The sequence below is a fragment of the Allobosea sp. GW822-FHT03F07 genome (assembly GCF_058801345.1).
The window spans coordinates 235,553-252,771 of the sequence record NZ_JBXAND010000004.1; the positions used below are offsets into that span (position 1 = coordinate 235,553).

At 63.6% G+C, this 17,219-nt stretch carries 16 protein-coding genes; 9 read left to right on the forward strand and 7 right to left on the reverse strand.

Annotation, left to right across the window (positions count from 1 at the left end):
- The first annotated feature begins 37 nt into the window (after positions 1 to 37).
- Genes AC1RMY_RS14920 through AC1RMY_RS14950 form a run of 7 tightly spaced genes read left to right on the forward strand, consistent with a single transcriptional unit; the run spans position 38 to position 5,487 of the window.
- The gene (locus AC1RMY_RS14920; protein ID WP_492865712.1) at positions 38 to 601 is read left to right on the forward strand and encodes a WbuC family cupin fold metalloprotein; all 564 of its coding nucleotides are present in this window, start codon (positions 38 to 40) and stop codon (positions 599 to 601) included.
- On the forward strand, positions 601 to 1,458 hold the full coding sequence (locus tag AC1RMY_RS14925) for an ABC transporter permease (protein WP_492865714.1): 858 nt from the start codon (positions 601 to 603) through the stop codon (positions 1,456 to 1,458). Before AC1RMY_RS14920 ends, AC1RMY_RS14925 begins: the two co-directional genes overlap by 1 nt.
- A complete protein-coding gene (locus tag AC1RMY_RS14930) occupies positions 1,398 to 2,231 on the forward strand; it encodes an ABC transporter ATP-binding protein (protein WP_492865716.1) in 834 nt (277 codons plus the stop codon). Before AC1RMY_RS14925 ends, AC1RMY_RS14930 begins: the two co-directional genes overlap by 61 nt.
- Positions 2,231 to 3,220, forward strand: coding sequence for a glycosyltransferase family 2 protein (locus AC1RMY_RS14935; RefSeq protein WP_492865718.1), 990 nt, complete (start codon positions 2,231 to 2,233; stop codon positions 3,218 to 3,220). The genes AC1RMY_RS14930 and AC1RMY_RS14935 overlap by 1 nt, the downstream gene beginning before the upstream one ends.
- A 2-nt stretch (positions 3,221 to 3,222) precedes the next feature.
- Entirely contained in the window at positions 3,223 to 4,443 is a 1,221-nt protein-coding gene (locus AC1RMY_RS14940; RefSeq protein ID WP_492865720.1) for a methyltransferase domain-containing protein, read from the forward strand.
- An 8-nt stretch (positions 4,444 to 4,451) separates the two neighbouring features.
- Positions 4,452 to 4,988: a hypothetical protein gene (locus AC1RMY_RS14945; protein ID WP_492865722.1), complete on the forward strand. Its 537-nt coding sequence runs from the start codon at positions 4,452 to 4,454 to the stop codon at positions 4,986 to 4,988.
- The gene (locus AC1RMY_RS14950; RefSeq protein WP_492865723.1) at positions 4,981 to 5,487 is read left to right on the forward strand and encodes a hypothetical protein; all 507 of its coding nucleotides are present in this window, start codon (positions 4,981 to 4,983) and stop codon (positions 5,485 to 5,487) included. Before AC1RMY_RS14945 ends, AC1RMY_RS14950 begins: the two co-directional genes overlap by 8 nt.
- An 8-nt stretch (positions 5,488 to 5,495) precedes the next feature.
- Here the strand turns inward: AC1RMY_RS14950 and AC1RMY_RS14955 are convergent, their stop codons facing one another.
- The 7 genes from AC1RMY_RS14955 to AC1RMY_RS14985 form a co-directional block, all read right to left on the reverse strand.
- Positions 5,496 to 6,518: a lysylphosphatidylglycerol synthase transmembrane domain-containing protein gene (locus tag AC1RMY_RS14955; protein WP_492865725.1), complete on the reverse strand. Its 1,023-nt coding sequence runs from the start codon at positions 6,516 to 6,518 to the stop codon at positions 5,496 to 5,498.
- A 44-nt stretch (positions 6,519 to 6,562) separates the two neighbouring features.
- Complete coding sequence (locus AC1RMY_RS14960; RefSeq protein WP_492865727.1) at positions 6,563 to 8,170, reverse strand: hypothetical protein; 1,608 nt, start codon at positions 8,168 to 8,170, stop codon at positions 6,563 to 6,565.
- Positions 8,170 to 9,789 carry a hypothetical protein gene (locus tag AC1RMY_RS14965; RefSeq protein ID WP_492865728.1) on the reverse strand — a complete coding sequence of 540 codons (1,620 nt, stop codon included), beginning with the start codon at positions 9,787 to 9,789 and terminating at the stop codon, positions 8,170 to 8,172. The genes AC1RMY_RS14960 and AC1RMY_RS14965 overlap by 1 nt, the downstream gene beginning before the upstream one ends.
- Positions 9,786 to 11,309, reverse strand: a complete 1,524-nt coding sequence (locus AC1RMY_RS14970) for a hypothetical protein (RefSeq protein WP_492865729.1) — start codon at positions 11,307 to 11,309, stop codon at positions 9,786 to 9,788. The genes AC1RMY_RS14965 and AC1RMY_RS14970 overlap by 4 nt, the downstream gene beginning before the upstream one ends.
- 92 nt (positions 11,310 to 11,401) lie before the next feature.
- Positions 11,402 to 12,181: a glycosyltransferase family 2 protein gene (locus AC1RMY_RS14975; RefSeq protein WP_492865730.1), complete on the reverse strand. Its 780-nt coding sequence runs from the start codon at positions 12,179 to 12,181 to the stop codon at positions 11,402 to 11,404.
- A 145-nt stretch (positions 12,182 to 12,326) separates the two neighbouring features.
- The gene (locus AC1RMY_RS14980; protein WP_492865732.1) at positions 12,327 to 13,046 is read right to left on the reverse strand and encodes a nucleotidyltransferase family protein; all 720 of its coding nucleotides are present in this window, start codon (positions 13,044 to 13,046) and stop codon (positions 12,327 to 12,329) included.
- Between the two features lie 2 nt (positions 13,047 to 13,048).
- Positions 13,049 to 14,539 (reverse strand): PfkB family carbohydrate kinase, encoded by a 1,491-nt coding sequence (locus AC1RMY_RS14985; RefSeq protein WP_492865734.1) that lies wholly within the window; start codon positions 14,537 to 14,539, stop codon positions 13,049 to 13,051.
- 340 nt (positions 14,540 to 14,879) lie between these two features.
- Here AC1RMY_RS14985 and AC1RMY_RS14990 point away from each other — a divergent pair, with 340 nt between their 5' ends.
- Positions 14,880 to 16,265: an MBOAT family O-acyltransferase gene (locus AC1RMY_RS14990; RefSeq protein WP_492865735.1), complete on the forward strand. Its 1,386-nt coding sequence runs from the start codon at positions 14,880 to 14,882 to the stop codon at positions 16,263 to 16,265.
- A 121-nt stretch (positions 16,266 to 16,386) separates the two neighbouring features.
- Positions 16,387 to 17,148, forward strand: coding sequence for a hypothetical protein (locus tag AC1RMY_RS14995; protein WP_492865737.1), 762 nt, complete (start codon positions 16,387 to 16,389; stop codon positions 17,146 to 17,148).
- The last annotated feature ends 71 nt before the right edge of the window (positions 17,149 to 17,219 follow it).

Consider the following 17,219-nt stretch of genomic DNA (forward strand, 5'->3'; position numbering starts at 1 on the left):
CCTGCCGGTAAGCGGGCATGCGCCAGACGAGTGAAGCATGACGCAGTTCAACAGCCATGGGCCTGTTCGGCCGGATGCGCTCCGCGAGGTTCATCCCGGTGTGTTTTACACCGACGATGCCTTCGTTCTGGCCGATGCGGGGCTGATCGCCTTTCTCAAGCATCAGGCGCGCTCGACGCCGCTGAAGCGGGCGCGGCTTTGCGCGCATCCCGCCCCCGAGGCGGACCAGCACGACATGGTCATCGCCAGCCACCGCGAGACCTATGTCACGCCGCACCGCCACATGTCGAAGTCGGAAAGCTTCCTGATCGTGGAAGGTGAGGCTGACATTCTGCTGTTTTCCGACGACGGTGCGCTCACCGACGTGATCCCGATGAGCCATGCTGGTTCGGGCTCGCCCTTTTACTACCGGATGCCGCAGGGGCAGTATCACAGCCTGCGCATCCGCAGCGAGGTTCTGGTTTTCGTCGAGGCGTCGAAGGGGCCATTCCGGAAGGCGGATATGGAAGACGCTCCCTTCGCCCCCGCAAGCCGGGATGCACAGGAGGGGCGGCAATGGATCGCCTCCGCGATTGCGGCTTTCGGCAAGGAGCATGCCTGATGGCCGATGAGACCGGCGCTTCTGCGGCATCCATGCCCATTGACCAGTTCGAAGGTGATGGGCGCAAGCTGACCTATTTTCGCGACGCGTGGGCCGACACGCTCGCAGCCTTCGGCATGTGGCGCGCCTGGACATTGCTTGGCTGGCGCGATTTCCGTCTGCAGACCAGCCGTACTCTGCTCGGGTCGCTCTGGGGCGTGATCGGCACCACTGTCACGGTGGTGGTGCTGGGCTTCGTCTATGGCAGCATGTCGCAGTTCGGCAGCTACAACGCCTTCGTTTTTTTGTCGGCGGGCTTCATCGCTTGGTTCTTCATTTCGGCCTGTATCCAGGGTGGGGCCTCTGTGTTCATCTCCGCTTCCGGAACCCTGACTGAGCGCAATATCCCGATATTTTTCCCGATCTTGCGCTATTTTTTCCGTATTTTCATCGAGTTCATCACGAAATTTCTGACCTATTTCCTTGTCTGCGCCTTCACGCTGTTCAACCCGGGCATCAATTTCTTCCTGATTTTCTTTTCGCTGCTGATTTACATCGTCAACGGCATCTGGGTTCTGGCTTTCTTCGCAATCGTCGGCGCGCGCTTCCGTGACGCGATCCAGATCATCTCGCCGATCATGTTGATCGTCTTCCTCGCGACGCCGATCCTGTGGCCGGAGGCGAGCCTGATCACAAACCGTGTCGTGCTCGCGTTGAACCCCTTCACCTACTTCATCGACATCCTGCGCGATCCGATGCTGGGGCGCGTGCCGGAGTTTGCCGACTACGCTGTAACGCTGTCGGCTGCGGTCGTCGGTTGGGGGCTGGCGGGATTGGCCTTCGCGCGCAGCAAGAATCGCCTCGTCTTCTGGCTCTGAACGGAAAAGAGAGCCGATCCATGGTTTCGTTCGAACTGCGCAATGTTTCGCTGAACTATCCGATTTTTCATGCTGTCGACCTGACTTTGAAATCGGCCGTGTCGTCGCTGGCGACCGGCGGCACCATTCACCGCTCGACACGCGGGCGTTTGGAGGTGCAGGCGCTGACCGATGTCTCGATCTCCGCCAAGGCTGGCGACCGGATTGGCCTCGTCGGCCATAACGGCGCCGGCAAGACGACGCTGCTGAAGGTGATCGGCGGGATTTACCGACCACAGCGTGGCTTCTACCGCCGCGTCGGCCGGACTATGTCGGTGATCAATCCGGCCAACGGACTGCAGCAGGACCTGAGCGGCTACGACAACATCGAGAACATCGCGCTGCTCTACGGCATGTCGTTGAAGGAAATCCGGCGGCACGTGCCCGATATCGAAGCCTTCGCCGAACTCGGCGACTTTCTCTCGCTGCCCGTCTCGACCTATTCTTCCGGCATGCAAGCCCGTCTCGCCTTTGCGGTCGCCACCACCTTCGAGCCGGAGATCCTCGTTGCGGACGAGAACCTCTCGACCGGTGATGCACGCTTCATGGAGCGCGCGCGCGATCGAATGGAAGCGATGATGGCGCGTTCGAGCATTCTGGTTCTGGCGTCGCACGATCTGGCCGCGCTTGAGCGGCTTTGCAATCGCGGCGTCATGATGGAGCACGGTCGCATCGTTGCCGAAGGACCGATTTCCGAGGTCATCGCCCGCTACAGCGCGCCAAAACCCGCGTGATGACGATGTCGCCGCGCTTGTCCGTCGTGATGCCCAACTACAATCACAGTAGTGCGCTTCGCGTGTCGGTGGGTGCTATCCTGGCGCAGACCCGGCTGCCCGACGAGATCGTCATCGTCGATGACGGTTCCACCGATGACAGCCTTGCGGTTCTGGCGGAGTTCGCGCGAAGCGATGCGCGCATCCGCATCATCCGGCACGAGACCAACAAGGGGGTCGTCGCCGCCGTCAATCGCGGTATCCGGGAGGCTACCGGCGACTTCGTCTTCCTGGCCAGCGCCGACGAACGGATGATGCCGGAGGCCTGTGCGGTTCTGATGGCGGCCCTGGAGGAGAACCCGGGCAGCCAATTGGTCGTCTCGGCTTATACGGAATGGCGACCGGCGACCGGGGAGGTTGTGGTTCACGATCGTCACTCCGAACGGGGCCTTTGGTTCATGAAGCCCGGCGAGGAGCAGCGTGTCGTATCGCCTGAGGAACTCGAGGCGATCCTGAAGCAGGCCTTCGCCTTTCTCTCGATCAACACCGCCATCTTCCGGCGCCAAGCGCTGCTCGATGCTGGGCTCTACGACCCTGCCTTGCGCTGGCACTCGGATTGGTTCCTGATCTATTGCATCGCGCTGCGCCATGGTGTCGTCGTGGTCAATCGGTCGCTGGTCTGGTTCCGGGTTGATGAGCACTCCTACTCCGGGCATGGCATGCGCCAGGCCGCGCAACAGCGGGCGGTGGCCGCCGCTATCCAGGCCAAGCTGCGCGAGCCGGACTATGCCGATTTTCGGGCCGCCCTGCTGCGAGCGCCGGCTGCCATGTCGACCTTCATGCGCGGGACGCTAATGACGCTCGCAGCCTCGCCGCGTGAATATGGAACGCTGGCCCGTATTCTGAAATGGTGGCTGCTGGAGGTGCTCCATGGCCGCCGTCCAGGCTTCCTCAAGCGGCTGACCGAACGGCGGCGTCAGGCGTCGCTTCAGCGAAAGGAACTGCATTGATGATGGCCCCCGGAACGTGCCGCATTTGCAGCGAGGGGGCGCTGGAACGGGTCCTGGAACTGGGGCGGCAGCCCGTTTCCAGCCATTTCACCAAGCTTGCCTGCGAGGAGGTCGTCGAGCGTGACCTGGCGCTGGCGGTCTGCGGCACCTGCGGCGGAATCCAGCTGGCGCAGCCCTTTCCGTTCCGCATGCTGGTACCGCCCTTCGACTGGATCGTCTATCGCGAACCCGAGAGCCATCTCGACGCGGCCGTCGATTGGTTGACCGGGATCGAGGGGCTGGATCACGGTTCGAGGATCCTCGGCCTCTCCGCCAAGGACAAGACCACGGTGGAACGGCTTGAGCGTCTCGGATACCGCAACACCCGCATGCTCGATCTGGCGGCCGATCTCGGCGCCGACTATCCCAATGCCAACATCGAAAGCGTTCATGGCCTGATGACCGCCGACCGAGCGCGGGACCTTGCGGCGCGGATCGGCCCGATGGACCTCGTGATCGCCCGACATGTGCTGGAGCATGCCGAAGCGCCGCTGGCCTTCCTCGAAGCGCTGAAGCTGCTGCTGCGGCCCGGTGGCGTCCTGCTGCTCGAGGTGCCGGACTGCCGCGGCAATCTGGAACGGCAGGACTACTGCATGCTCTGGGAGGAGCATAACACCTACTTCACGCCCGACACGCTGGCCCCGGCCTTCGCCTTCGCAGGCCTCGTCGATCTCGGCCACGCCATCCATCCCTATCCCTTCGAGGATGTGATCGTCGCCGCGGTGCGCAAGCCCGTTGCCGGCGATGTGGCGGAACTCGGCTTCGATCGCCAGGCCGTCGAGCGCAACGTCGCGCTGGCACGGGCCTATGGTGCAGCCTTTGCCGGCTGGACCGCCCGGCAGGATGCCCTGTTCACGCAGATGACTGCAGATGGCCGCAAGCTGGCGGCCTATGGCGCCGGTCACCTGACTTGCGCCTTCCTGAATTTTCACGGCTTCTCCCGGCATTTCGCCATGGTCATCGACGACACGCCGGTGAAGCAGGGTCTTCACCTGCCCAAGGCCGGCCTGCCGATCCGCCCCGGCTCGGCCCTCGATCCCGCGCAGATCGCGGCCTGCCTGATGGGCTTCGGGCCGGAGGTCGAGGATAAGGTCATCGCGAAGAACGACGCCTTCGTCGTCGGCGGCGGCGCCTTCCACTCCATGTTCGCCGACAGCCGGCGCTCGATACGCGCCTTGCTGTGACGGACGCGGTGTTCTTTCTCTGGTTGCCGCCTCTGCCGATCGTCGCGGCCATCCTGTCGGGCCTCGCCATCGCCTTGGTGCTGGTCTTCGGCGGCGGCGTGTCGCGGTTGCGGGCGCCGGCGCAGCGCTTCAAGGCGTCGATCCTGATCGCGCTTGGGCTGTTGATGGCCCAGTGGCTGGCGCTCGCGTTGCTGGGCCAGCCACCGACACCGATCGATGTTCTTGCCGGTCTCGCCATCGTCGGCGCGGCGGCGATCGTCGCCTTCATCGGCTGGAGTCTGATCGTCTGGGGCTTCACGCTGAACATGCTGCTGGCGCTCGCCGGGCAGGGCCGGATCGGCGGCCTGCCGCAATGGGCCTCGCTCTATACTGGCGGGCAATCCATCCAGGAACTGACCAGCGACCGCATCGGTGTCCTGACCGGGGCGCGGCTGGTCGATCGGCTGGAAGGCCAGCGCTGGCGCCTCAATCCGCGCGGGCGCGTCGCCGCCCGGCTGCTGCACGTCCTGCGCTTCGCCTATGGCCTGGGGCGGAGCCATGGATGATCCGCGCCTCGCTGCCCTCGTTTTCGCCGTGCCGGGTACGCTGCTGCATCTGGCGATCGTGGGCGTACTGCTGCGGCTGACGCGGCAGCGCTTCGGCATGTCGATCTTCGCCGGCGTGGCGCTGGCTCTGCTGCTGGCCGGCGTGGCGACCTTCGGCGACCGTATCGCCTTCTGGCATTTCGCCGCGTTTTTCGGCGGCGGCGTTGCGCTGGTCGTGTTTCTCTACGGCGCCGTGCTGAAATCACTGTCGCTGGCGATGCTGGCCGAACTCGAGGCCGCCCCGGATCAGACTTTGGCCCTGGCGGTTCTGGCGGAGCGCATCGTCGAGCCCGCCTTCGCCGAACGTGCCGTGCTGCTGATCGAGATGGGCGCCGCCACGCCAGAAGGCGAAGGCTTCGCACTCACGCCGAAAGGCCTCGCGACGAGCGGCAGGATCGAAGCCGTGCGCCGCTTCCTGCGCATCGAGACGCTGGGCCTCTACGGCGGCGGCAAGGCGTAGGCGGGGCGTCACCGCACGGCCTTGCCCGGTTCCTCGTCGAGAGCGATCGCGGACCCGCTGCGGGGCTTGCCGAACAGCGAGATCGGCATCGGCGAGAACAGCCAGACCAGGGCGCCCAGAAGCGCGGCCCCAAGGCTGATCGAGCCCAGCGCCAGGCCGAGGAAGACGCCGTCCTCCTTGGGAAAGCCGATCATGCTCAATGCGAGCGCCATCGCGCCCTCGCGCAGGCCCCAGCCGCCGATCGACAGCGGCAGGTAGCTCAGCAGCATCACCGGCGGCACCACGGCGACGAGCTGCAGGAAGGATACGCCTATGCCGGTGTCCCGCGCGACGACGAGGCACAGGACGACCGAGCAGAGATGGATGACGATGCCCCAGCCCAGGATCACCGCCCCCTCGGCCGAGAAGACGAGCTGCCCGGTGGTGAAATGAAAGCGCACCAGCCAGCGCATGAGGGCTGCGACGCCCCTCCGCTTCCGGAGGGCCGCCGGCAGCATCAGAAACAGCCTGATCATCAGGCGCCGCACGAAGCGGCTCGCCCCCACCATGGTGGCCAGCAAGGTCCCACCCACGATCCAGGCGATGCTCCAGGCGCTGGCGCCGTCCCCGAGGCTCATGACGAGGAGCGAGACGGAAACCGTATTGACCACGACCAGCGCGACGAGCCCCGCGATCCGGTCGAGCAGCACGCTCTGCAGTGCATAGCGCATCGGCTTGCTCAGCCGCACCAGCCACCATACCCGCAGCGCATCGCCGCCGACCGAAGCCGGCAGGCCCTGGCTGAAGAACTGGCTCGCCAGCATGCAGCGCAGGTTCTCGGGGAAGGGCACGGAGGTGCCGTTGAGCCGCGAGACGAGCCGCCAGCGATAGGCCAGGGCCACGATCTGCGCGAGGCTCAGCGCAAGCCCGGCCAGAACCGCGACGAAGCCGAGCGTGCCCAGCCGCAGCAGCGCCTGTCCGAGATCGACCTGATAGGCCAGGACGCCGATCATCACGACCATGACGAGGATCTTGAAGCCGAGTGTTTTCATTGCATCTGCCATTTTGCCGCAAGCGGCTTGAGTTCGTAATCCCGCTATCGAGGATTGGCATCAGCCTGCGCGGCCTCTGCCGGGCGGAACCGAGCGAGGAAGGTGCCCATGACGACCGCGAATGCGAAATATAAGGCGAACGCTACAATGAAAGCCGCGCCAGCGAGCTGCATCGGGCCTGCATAAAACAGGTAGGAGGGAAGCAGCGCGATCGCCAAGGTAGAACCGATGGCTGCGATGAAAGGCGCCAAGTGCGAGGTCTCATTTGAAGCGTCGCTGTGCTTAGCCAGAGCCAGTCCCGCCCCAATCGTACCGGCGAAGAGAAGCCAGAAGGCTGACAAGAGTCCGACGCGGCGTGTCGGATAGATGAAGTCGCGCACACCCATATGGCTTCCACAGGACGGCAGGATGCGGAGCGTCTCGCACATCAACGCTTCGAGGACACGCTTGGGTTTCTGCCAGAACACGAGCTCGAGGGCTGCTTTCGGGTTGCCGATAAGCGTGCGCAGTACCAGCGACCGCGCTGCCGACTCGTAGGACACCCAATCGAAACGGGCGTGACCGCCAAGCGAGTTCATAATGTTTTCGCGGGTCCAGTCCGGGCCGAGCCTCGGATCTTGGCGTTGCGTCATGTCCCGTAGCACGACATCGGCGGCGACCCCGTCACTGAATTCGGTGATCTGCAAATCCTTCGAGAAGGTTGGACTCTGGATCAATCCGATCAGGATATTGTGCCAGACCGTACGGGGGCCGATCTCGGTCAGATAGGCACGATTCAGCGCTGCGTTTTGGTAGATCATGACGCCGGCCCAGGCGGAGATGACCAGCATGGCGGGCGCTAGCGCCTGGAGTCGCAGCCGGGTCGGACGGCGATCGATGAAGCGCTTGAGCGTGGCGGCGAGGCTGACGAAGACGACGGAGAGCGGAATCCAGATCAGTGTCGTTCGCGTGTGCAGAAGGAAGCCGAGCAAGGCGGCCTGAAAAATCAGTGCAGGGGCATGAAGCCAGATAGTCGAACGGATCGGCCGAAAGATCGACAGCAGCAGATGCAGCAAGGCGATGCAGCCAAGTGGATCGAACATGCGCGATTCCGAGATATGGACCGGCAATCCCGCATTTGCATGGGTGTAGATCGGGATGATGACACCGATCGCAACCACCCCCGATGCAATCACCGCAAGTCCATATGGATCACGCCAATACGCTACGAGGGCTTGGGCAAGCGAGGCCCCAAGCAAAACAAACCAGAAATAGAACAGGCTCGGCAGGCTAGGCCCGAAGACCGTCAAGGCTCCATAGACAAAATCAGCGAGCCCTCGATCATCCGCAGTCCAGAAATAGACTTTCTCGTGAGGCTGTAGAACCTGCTTGGCCATTCTGGGTATGAGCTCATTGGCTGTGCTCCCAGGAGCCTGGAACGCCATGGCGACCTGCCAATGGCCGGTGTAGTCGTGTGCTTGACCGTGGTAGAGCTGAGAAATGGCGACAGGCAGCGCATGGTATCGCATGCGTTCGGTGGGCTCGGTCGTTGACAGACCGAAACTGAGGGCTGCTGCCAGCGTTGCGAGAAAGGCCGCGAGTGAGCAGGCTACAAGCACGGCGTGACCGATCCGTGGATAATCGCGCGTCGTCGGTTCCCGGAAGGCCTGCATCAGGCGGATATGCTCTGCTTTATCCTCGCAACCATCACGGCCACGGTGAAATAGAGTGATGTCGCAAGGATAAGGTAGGCGCCGGCAAGCTGGGTTGGCGCCGCATAGAAAAGATACGACAGCAGCAGCGAGACGAGGAGTGCGAGCAGAGCGGTCAATATATAGGCCCTGACGGCGGATCGGGTATCGACTTTCGAAGTGCTCTGGTGACTGGTCGCCATTGCGAGGGCAGCTCCGACAGCGCCTGCGAAGACGAGCCAGAAGGCGGACAGCAAGCCCGATTGAGGCGTCGGGCGCAGATAATCCCTCAAGCCCATATGGCTGCCGCAGGACGGCACCAAGTGGAGCGACTGGCAGAAAAACTTGTCCAGTATCCGTTTCGGTTTGTCCCAGAAGATGAGCTCAAGAGCCGCTACGGGGTCGGACACCAGGGTCCGCATCACGAGCGACCGCGCAACCGCCTCATAGGTCACCCAGTCAAACCGGGAGTGGCTGCCGAGCGAGTTCATGATGTTCTCACGCGTCCAGCCGGGGCCGAGCCTCGGATCCTGCCGTTGGGCCATGTCCCGCAGAATGGCGTCGGTTGCGAGAGCATCGTCGAAGTCCGGCAGGACGAGCCGTTGGGCGAAATCCGGACTAGCCGCCAATCCGATGAGAACGTTGTGCCAGACGGTGCGCGGACCGATCTCAGTTCGATAGGCCGGGTGCAGCATTGCGGTTTGATAACTCAGCACTGCGGCCCACATGGCCACGACCAATGCTGCGGGGGCCAAGCTTTGCAGGCGTTCGCCCGCCGGGCGACCATCGAGCCAGCGACTTGCGGTGACAACGAGGCTGACGACGATGACGGCGAGGAAAATCCAGGTCAGCGTCGATCGCGTGTGCAGCAGAAAGCCGAGAAGCGCTGCTTGGCCGATCAGGGCCACGGCATGCAGCCAAAGTGGCGAGCCGACGGGCCTGAAGATCGACAGCAGCAGGTGCAGCAGGGCAATGCAGCCCAGCACGTCGAACATGCGGGATTCAGAAATATGGATCGGCCCGCCGGCATTGGCCCGCGCATAGATCGGCACGACGATACCGATGGCGATGACCGCGGAAGCGATCAAGGCCAAGCTCCACGGGTCCTGTCGATAGACGAGAAGAGCCGCACAGAGCGATGCTCCGAGGATGGCGAACCAGAAATAGAACAGGCTTGGTACGCTCGGGCCAAAGATCAGAAATGCGCCATAGACGAAATCGGCCAAGCCCCGATCGTCGGCGGTCCAGAAATACGTTTGCGGGTTCGCCGGTAGGGTCTGCGTGAGAGCCTTGACGATCTGCTCCTGCACGGTGCCGCCAGGAGCCTGGAACGCCATCGCGATCTGCCAATGTGCCGTGTAGTCGTGGGCGCGGCCATGATAGAGCTGTGATATCGCGACGGGCAGGGCATGGTACTGCATGCGCTGGGTTGGTTCGGCGGTCGAGAGGCCGATGCTGCGCGCAAAGACCAGAGTCGTCAGGAACGCAGCCAGTGCGATGAAGACGAGCAGCATTCGTCCGATCGTCGCTTTGGACAATCCGGCGCGGACCGCTTGCTCCTCGCGCGAATGATCGACTCGAGCCTCATCCACCAAATTCATCGCTGATTCCGCGCCGGTGCCTGCGCCAGCTTGGCCACAGCCAGAGCAACGCTGAAATAAAGACATAGCGCGATCAGCACGCTCGTCCCGCCGAACTGATAGGGCGCGGGATAGAACAGATAGGACAGCAGCAGGGACATCAGCAGCGCCAGGACGGCGACTGCGGCCAGCGGCAGAAATGTCGCGGCGCGCAGCGCGTCCGGCTCCCCCATTGCGCGCGTCGCCTGTGCGAGGCCGAACCCGACTACGGCCGCGAGTGCAAGCCAGAACGCCGAAATCAGCCCCGAGGCCTTGGTCGGCCGCAGATAGTCCCTGATGCCCATATGCGGATCGCATGATGGAGATAGCCGCAGGAAGCTGCAGTTCAGCGATGCCAGAAGCGCTTTGGGCTTGTCCCAGAGCGCGAGTTTCAGCGTCGCGCCGGGGGAGGCTGCCAGCGACCTCAGCACGAGCGAGCGAGACACCGCCTCATAGGTCGCCCAATCGAAGCGCGAATGGCCACCCAGCGAATTCAGGATGTTGGTCTCGTCCCAGCCGGGGCCGAGCCGCGGGTCGTTGCGCTCCTTCATGTCGCGCAGCACGGCATCCACCGCCAGCCGATCGAACAGGCCCGGCAGCACCAGTGTTTCGGCGAAAGTCGGGCTGACGAAAAAGCCCATCAGCACATTGTGCCAGACGGTTCGCGGCCCGATCCCCGAGCGATATTCCGGGTTGAACGCCGCCGCCTGATAGCCGAGCACGCCGACCCATGCGGCCAGCATCAGGGCCGCCGGCGACAGGCTGCGCAGCCTGGCCCCCGCAGGCTCGCCGTCGATCCAGCGCTTGATCGTGACCGTCAGGCTGACGAGCACGATCACGAGCACCATCCAGATCAGCGTCGAACGCGTGTGAAGGAGGAAGGCCAGCAGGCCGATCTGGATCAGCAGTGCTCCGGCGTGGCTCCAGGGCGCGATGCGGACCGGACGCAGGATGGACAACAGCACATGAACGAGGGCGATGGCGCCGAGCACGTCGAACATGCGCGACTCGGTCAGGTGCACCGGCACCCCTTCCGGCCCAGCGCGCATGTAGAGCGGCATGGCAACGCCGATCGCGATCATCGTGCAGGCGATGGTCGCCAAACCAAGCGGATCTCGCCGGTAGGCGAAGAGCCCCACGCACAACGAGGCGCCCAGCAGGAGAAACCAGAAATAGAACAGGCTCGGCACCGAAGGCCCGAAGACCGTGAAGGCGCCATAGACGAAATCCGACAGGCCCCTGTCGTCGGCGGTCCAGAAATAGATCTGGTCATTGGCCGGAACGGCCTGCGTCACCGCCTTGAAGATCAGTTCCTGCGTGCCGAGCGGGCTGCCCTGGAACGGCATCGCCACCTGCCATGAGCCGGTATAGTCATGCTGCCAGCCATGGTAGAGCTGCGACATCGCCACCGGGATCGCGTGGAAGCGCATCCGGTGGCTGGGCTCGGCAGTCGACAGCCCGATCGCACGTGCCGCGATCAGCGTCACGGCGAAGGCGAGCATGGCGCAGATCGCGAGAACGATGAGGCCTGGAAGCGCTTTGCCGGTCCAGCCGCCCGCGCGCCCGCCCGCGGGTGGGTTGCTGCCCGGAACGATCACTTCTTGTCGGTGGAGAGGATCGATTGGAATTCGGCAAGGTCGCCACGCATGCGCCGCCGCTCGAGCACGGTCGTCGCGCGCCAGAAGCCGAGGCCAAGCATGGCCGTTCCCAGGCGCATGATGATCCTGGCCTTCATCACGCCCGAATTCGCGTCCGGACGGGGGTTCAACGGCGCCGGAACCTCGCGGAAGTCACGCACGAGCACCAGCAGACGGCCGAGGCTCTGGATATGATAGCTGTAGCCCGGCTGGACATTGACATAGCGCGCCAGCCCGACGGGGAAGACGAACATGCTGTGGGCATCGCGAACGCTGCGGCCCGAGACGACCCCCATCATCGCCGTGCAGATGATCGACAGCGTGCGGCGCAGCGGCGTGCGCACGCTCATATTGTCGCGGTAGGACACGACCAGATCGGTCTCGCCGACGACGGCAAACACATTGTCCAGCGCCTCGGCCGAAAACGCATTGTCGCCGGGCACGACCGTGATGAAGGGAAAGCGTGCCTGCTTCAGGCCCGTGAGATAAGCCGCGCCGACGCCCATATTGGTCGGCTGGCGATGGACCCGCATCTTCGGGTGCGTGCTCGCGAACGCCTCTGCGGCGTCGCCCGTGCCATCCTTGGAGCCGTCATCGACGACGATGATCTCGTAATCATCGAGATGCCGCTCGGCGGCCTCGGAAACCGCCTGCAGGGTCGTCGCGATGAAGCGGACCTCGTTATAGGCCGGAACCACGATGGTCAGCAGTTTTCGCGTATGGGCAGCGTCATGCATGGGCTCATCCTTTGGCGAAATTTGGTAACATCGTCGCCGATGGCGCACAATCCGAACCGGCTTCATCTCCGGAATTCGATCGCGTGCGTGGCTTTAGGGCCGCATTATCGGGCGCGAAAACGAAGTGTAGTGGTTGTTTCTGACCTCAATGTGCCGGAATGCTGGCGGGCCTGAACTCGGCATGCGCGCGCGCCAGGCTCTCCGGATTGCCGATATCGCGGTGGTAGCCGGGTGTCTCCATAACCGCGATGCGGCCGAGGAAATGCGGGATCACCTCGGTCGAGAGGTCGACGAAGGGCTTGCCCAGTTTCGCGGCGAAGTCCGTCATCTCGGGTTCGACGATGTAGACCGCCGCATTGGCCAGATTGCCGGGCGGGTTGGCGACTTTCTCATGGAAGGCCTGCACCAGGCCCTCGTCATCGAGTTCCAGGATGCCACAGGTCTGCGGCGCATCGGTCCGGAAGGCCAGCATGCTCATCGCAGCCTTCGCCGGCCGCGCGGCATGGAAAGCCGCAAAGCCCGCCACGTCGAAATCGGTCAGGTTGTCGGCATGGGCGACAAGGACAGGGCCTTCGCCCAGTCGCTCCCGATTGGCGACGAGCGTGCCGCCCGTCCCCAGCAACTCCGGCTCGAAGACGAGATCGATGCGCGATCTCCAGGGGGAGCCCGCGACATGTGCCTCGACGACGGGAGCGAGATAATGCGTGTTGATCACGGCGCGTTCGATGGCGTCACCGGAGAACAGGCTCTCGAGCCAATAGTCGAGCAGGGGCTTGCCGTGGATCGGCACGAGACATTTCGGAATCGTATCGGTGATCGGCTTCAGCCGTGTGCCCAGGCCGGCGGCGAGCAGCAGCGCATGCATGCTCAGTGTCTCCGGTCCATCAGCTCGGCAATCACCTCGTCGCGCTGGATAGGCAGATTGCCGACGCGCGCGACCTGGATTGCCGCGGCGACCGAGCCGAGATAGGCCGAACACCAGATGTCATGGCCCCGGCACAGCGCCATCGCCACACAGGTGAATAGCGAATCGCCTGCGCCCGCGACGTCTTTCGGAGAGCCGTTGAAGGCCGGCAACTGGTCGAGCCGCTCCTCGCCGGAGGCATCGCCCACCACCAGCACGCCTTCCGCACCCATGGTGACGATCACATTCGATGCATTGGCTTTGGCTCTGAGGCGAGAGGCGATCACCGCAAGCCCGGACTCCGAGTCCTGGAGCGCGAGCCGCGCTTCGCGCTCCGTCGGCGTCACGACGCGCATATGCATGAAGCGCGAAATATCTGCGAGCTGGGACGAGGCCTGGCTGTCCGCCGCCAGCATGACGCCGCGCTTCCTGGCGGCAGCGACGATAGCCTCGAGCAAGGGCTGCGGCAGGCAGCCATAGTTGAAGTCGGAGAACAGGATCAGATCGGTGTCCGCAAGCCAGCTTTTGACCTTGCGCAGCATCTTCGTCTGGATGTCGTGGTCGATGGCGTGCTGCCGCAGATCGTTGACGCGCAGCAACGTCTTTCCGTTGGCTCGGAAACGCGCCTTAAGGGTCGTCGGGCGCGTGGTGTCGGTGATGATGGTCGCATCGACACCGTATTTCGCAAGGGTCGCCTTCGCGAAGCGGGCCGAGCTATCACTGCCGGCGACGGTGAGGAAGCGCACCGTTGCGCCAAGTCCGCGCGCATGGGCCGAGACGATTCCCGCGCCGCCGACAAATGTCTTCTTGTCGATGGGAGTAACGACGATGGTGGGATCCTCCTGCGACATCCCGAGTGGATCGCAGGTGATGTAGTCATCGACGATCAAATCCCCGATGACGAGGACACGCAGGCCGCTGAAGCTCTCGACGATGGACTTCAGCTTGCCGGCGTCGAAGCCATGTCGTGCGGGGTATTCGTGCGGCTTGTGGATGCTGGACGTTTCGCGCTGGAGGAATTCGCGCTGTAGCAGGTCGATCGACGAAAACCGCATCTCGCCGGAGCCAAAAAGCAGCTTGCCTCCATAGGACAGGACTGCGTCCTGCTCATCGTTGTGGACGTTCTCGAATTCCTTGCCCTTGACGACGACATCGGGCTGGAGCTTCAGGATCTCGGTCACCGAGCCGTCGGGAAGATCGATGACATGTGCGACCATGGAGATGGCGCGGACGGCTTCGGCGCGCAAGGCCAACGGGACGGTGACGCCGGGGTTTCCATCCTTGTTCAACCCGACGACGACCTTGTCGGCGACGTCGGCGGCGAACTTGAGCAGGCGCATATGGCCTGCATGGATCACGTTGAAATTGCCCGAGACAAACGCGATCCGATCATGAGGATCTGTCGCCGCGCGAATCTCTTCGGCGGAGATCGAGTTGTGAACTTGAAGCATCATCGCATTTTTAACCAAGGCTTCGAGAGCCTCTCAATATCGGGCGCCCAATTGAAACGCCACCCTTCTTTCCGATTCGCCAGAAACCGCATTTTGCGGCTGGCTCTCAAATCCCCGCAACGTTCGCGCTCCAATAGCGGGGCGAGCCCCGTCTGAACGAAAGCTGCTTACAGAGTACAAATCCCGCTGGAACATAGGCTTTATGTCTATCGCTGATTCCTGAAATGTGGTGATGAAGGCGCGCCGCGCGGTGTCTGAGAGCCGCCAGGAACGGTGGATAGTGGAGCCCAAATGTCGAACGGGATGACGTCGAAACCCGCTTCGGCCGACCTCTGACGCACGCATGTTGTTCAACAGCACGATCTTCTGCGTCTTTCTCGCTCTTGTTGTCGTTCTCTACTACCTGCCGGCAATGCGGCGCTGGCAGATCGAATGGCTGCTGGCCGCGAGCCTGGTGTTTTATGCGTGGGAGCAGCCTTGGCTTCTCGCCCTGCTGCTGCTCTCGGCCGGCATTACCAGCGCCGCGAGCTACGCGGCAATGACCGGGCCGCGCCCGGCGTTGGCGGCGGCCATCGGCGTCGCGGTCAATCTGGGTGTGCTCGCCTTCTTCAAGTACAACCGCCTGATCGCCGAAAGCCTGGTCGGGGATCTCGCGCGGATCGGTTCCGTCGGAGAGGCATTGCTCTATCTTCCGCTGCCGGCAGGGATCAGTTTCTACACCTTTCATGGAATTTCCTTGGTCATCGATAGTTGGCGCAAGAAATATCCCCGCCCGCAGCCGCTGCGACCCTTGCCCCATGCCCGCAATACGCTGCTCTACATCGTCTTCTTTCCGCAGCTCGTGGCGGGGCCGATCGTCAAGGCGGCCCAGTTCATGCCGCAGATCGGCGAGAAGCGCCTGAGCGATATCGACTGGCGCAGCGTCGTTCACCACTGCATCCTCGGCTACTTCCTGAAGACAGTGGTCGCAGACAATCTCGCGCAACAAACCGCCTATATTGCTTGCCCGGCCTGCCTGAATCTGGCCTCGGTCGACCTGCTGACCTTGTTGGTCGCCTATTCCGCGCAAATCTTCGCCGATTTCTGCGGCTACTCGATGATCGCGATCGGTATTGCCAGCTTGCTCGGCTACCGGCTGCCGATCAACTTCAATCGTCCCTACATCGCCGACAGCTTCGCCGACTTCTGGCGGCGCTGGCATATCTCGCTATCGAGCTTCCTGAAGGAGTATCTCTATCTTCCATTGGGTGGTAATCGACGCGGCCGGCTTCGGACCTATCTCAACCTGATAATCGTGATGGGGCTGGGCGGTCTCTGGCACGGCGCCGCCTGGAGCTATGCCGTTTGGGGGCTCTGGCACGGCGCTGCTCTGGCGCTGGAGCGCGTCGCTGCCGATTGCGGCCTGTCCGGCGGTCGTGGCTCCTTCATGCGCCTCTTGCGGGTCACGGCCGTCTTCGCCTTCGTCACGCTGGGCTGGCTTTTGTTCAAGCTCCCCGATTTTGGGGATGTTCTCCAATACCTCCAGGCCATCGCGAGCAACACCCAGCTTCGCCCAAGCTCGCTTCGGCTGCTGGTCATCGCGGCCTATGTCGCACCGATCGTGATCTACCATCTGCTCCCGTCGTCTCGGCTTCCCGAGCGTGGCCGGCAGGCGATCGAAGGGCTTCTTCTCGGCGCCATCATCCTCAACAGCGGCAGCTCCCATGCCTTCATTTATTTCCAGTTCTAGGACCGTCGTCGTCACGGCGGCGCTGGCTCTGGCGATTTACGGGGTCGCCATAGCGACCTGGCGACCGACGATTCATCTCTATCCTGATCAGGATGCGTTCAACCTCGCTCGTGCCGAGCGCGTGCTGATCGGCGAGGGGAGGCCCGACACTGTCATTCTCGGCAGTTCGCTGGGCGTCCGCATTCCCGACGACTGGCTTCCGGCCGGTTGGCTCAATGCCTCGCTCGGCGGCAAGGGCGCTGCGACCGGGCTTGCCTTGCTCCAGGCTTCTTCGATGCGCCCGCGACGGGTCCTGATCGAGGTGAATACCCTGGAACTGGCGCCCGACCGCGCGTTCCTGCATGAGGCCGAAGGCCCGATACCACTGACATTGCGGGCATGGCTGCCGGGGTTGAAGGCGGAGTATCGGCCGATCAACCTGCTGTTGTCGCTGGCCGGACGTTGGCGGGGTGGCCCCCATGCGCGGCGCCCGGCTGGCAGTCTGGAGGCGGCTTGCCTTGCCTTGCAGTCGCAGTCCGAGGGCGATGTCGTCTCCGCAGACATCGTCCGTCGCGAGGTCGCGCAACTGTTGTCGCGGCCCGTACCGGACGGCCTTGCCGAAAGCCTGGCGAGGCTGCAGCCCGAGATCGCCGCCCTGCAGGCGCAAGGCATCGAAGTCGTCCTGTTCGAATGGCCGATCGCGCCCGAACTGGCGCGGGCGCCGCGCGCCGTCGCGATTCGTATGGCCGTCGTCAGGGCGTTCCCAGCGCTGCGTTTCGCCAGCCTCGAGGTCGGTGGGCTTCAGACGGAGGATGGGCTTCATCTGGCACCGGTGAGTGCTCGTCGAGCGGCCTGTGCCCTCGTCCACGCGGTGGGCCTGGAAGACGTGGCTAGGTCGCGCTGATGCCCAGCGTTGAGAGGCCTTGCCCGGCCGCTCCTGCCTGCGCGATAAGAAGCCGTCCCCGCGCCGCTGCC

Excerpts from the sequence above, each read along its gene's own strand:
- AC1RMY_RS14975 (WP_492865730.1), bottom strand. The coding sequence starts at position 12,181 with ATGCATGACGCTGCCCATACGCGAAAACTGCTGACCATCGTGGTTCCG.
- AC1RMY_RS14935 (WP_492865718.1), top strand. The coding sequence starts at position 2,231 with ATGACGATGTCGCCGCGCTTGTCCGTCGTGATGCCCAACTACAATCAC.
- AC1RMY_RS14925 (WP_492865714.1), top strand. The coding sequence starts at position 601 with ATGGCCGATGAGACCGGCGCTTCTGCGGCATCCATGCCCATTGACCAG.
- AC1RMY_RS14985 (WP_492865734.1), bottom strand. The coding sequence starts at position 14,539 with ATGATGCTTCAAGTTCACAACTCGATCTCCGCCGAAGAGATTCGCGCG.
- AC1RMY_RS14920 (WP_492865712.1), top strand. The coding sequence starts at position 38 with ATGACGCAGTTCAACAGCCATGGGCCTGTTCGGCCGGATGCGCTCCGC.
- AC1RMY_RS14950 (WP_492865723.1), top strand. The coding sequence starts at position 4,981 with ATGGATGATCCGCGCCTCGCTGCCCTCGTTTTCGCCGTGCCGGGTACG.
- AC1RMY_RS14960 (WP_492865727.1), bottom strand. The coding sequence starts at position 8,170 with ATGCAGGCCTTCCGGGAACCGACGACGCGCGATTATCCACGGATCGGT.
- AC1RMY_RS14955 (WP_492865725.1), bottom strand. The coding sequence starts at position 6,518 with ATGAAAACACTCGGCTTCAAGATCCTCGTCATGGTCGTGATGATCGGC.
- AC1RMY_RS14965 (WP_492865728.1), bottom strand. The coding sequence starts at position 9,789 with ATGAATTTGGTGGATGAGGCTCGAGTCGATCATTCGCGCGAGGAGCAA.
- AC1RMY_RS14970 (WP_492865729.1), bottom strand. The coding sequence starts at position 11,309 with ATGCTCGCCTTCGCCGTGACGCTGATCGCGGCACGTGCGATCGGGCTG.
- AC1RMY_RS14990 (WP_492865735.1), top strand. The coding sequence starts at position 14,880 with ATGTTGTTCAACAGCACGATCTTCTGCGTCTTTCTCGCTCTTGTTGTC.
- AC1RMY_RS14980 (WP_492865732.1), bottom strand. The coding sequence starts at position 13,046 with ATGCATGCGCTGCTGCTCGCCGCCGGCCTGGGCACACGGCTGAAGCCG.
- AC1RMY_RS14940 (WP_492865720.1), top strand. The coding sequence starts at position 3,223 with ATGGCCCCCGGAACGTGCCGCATTTGCAGCGAGGGGGCGCTGGAACGG.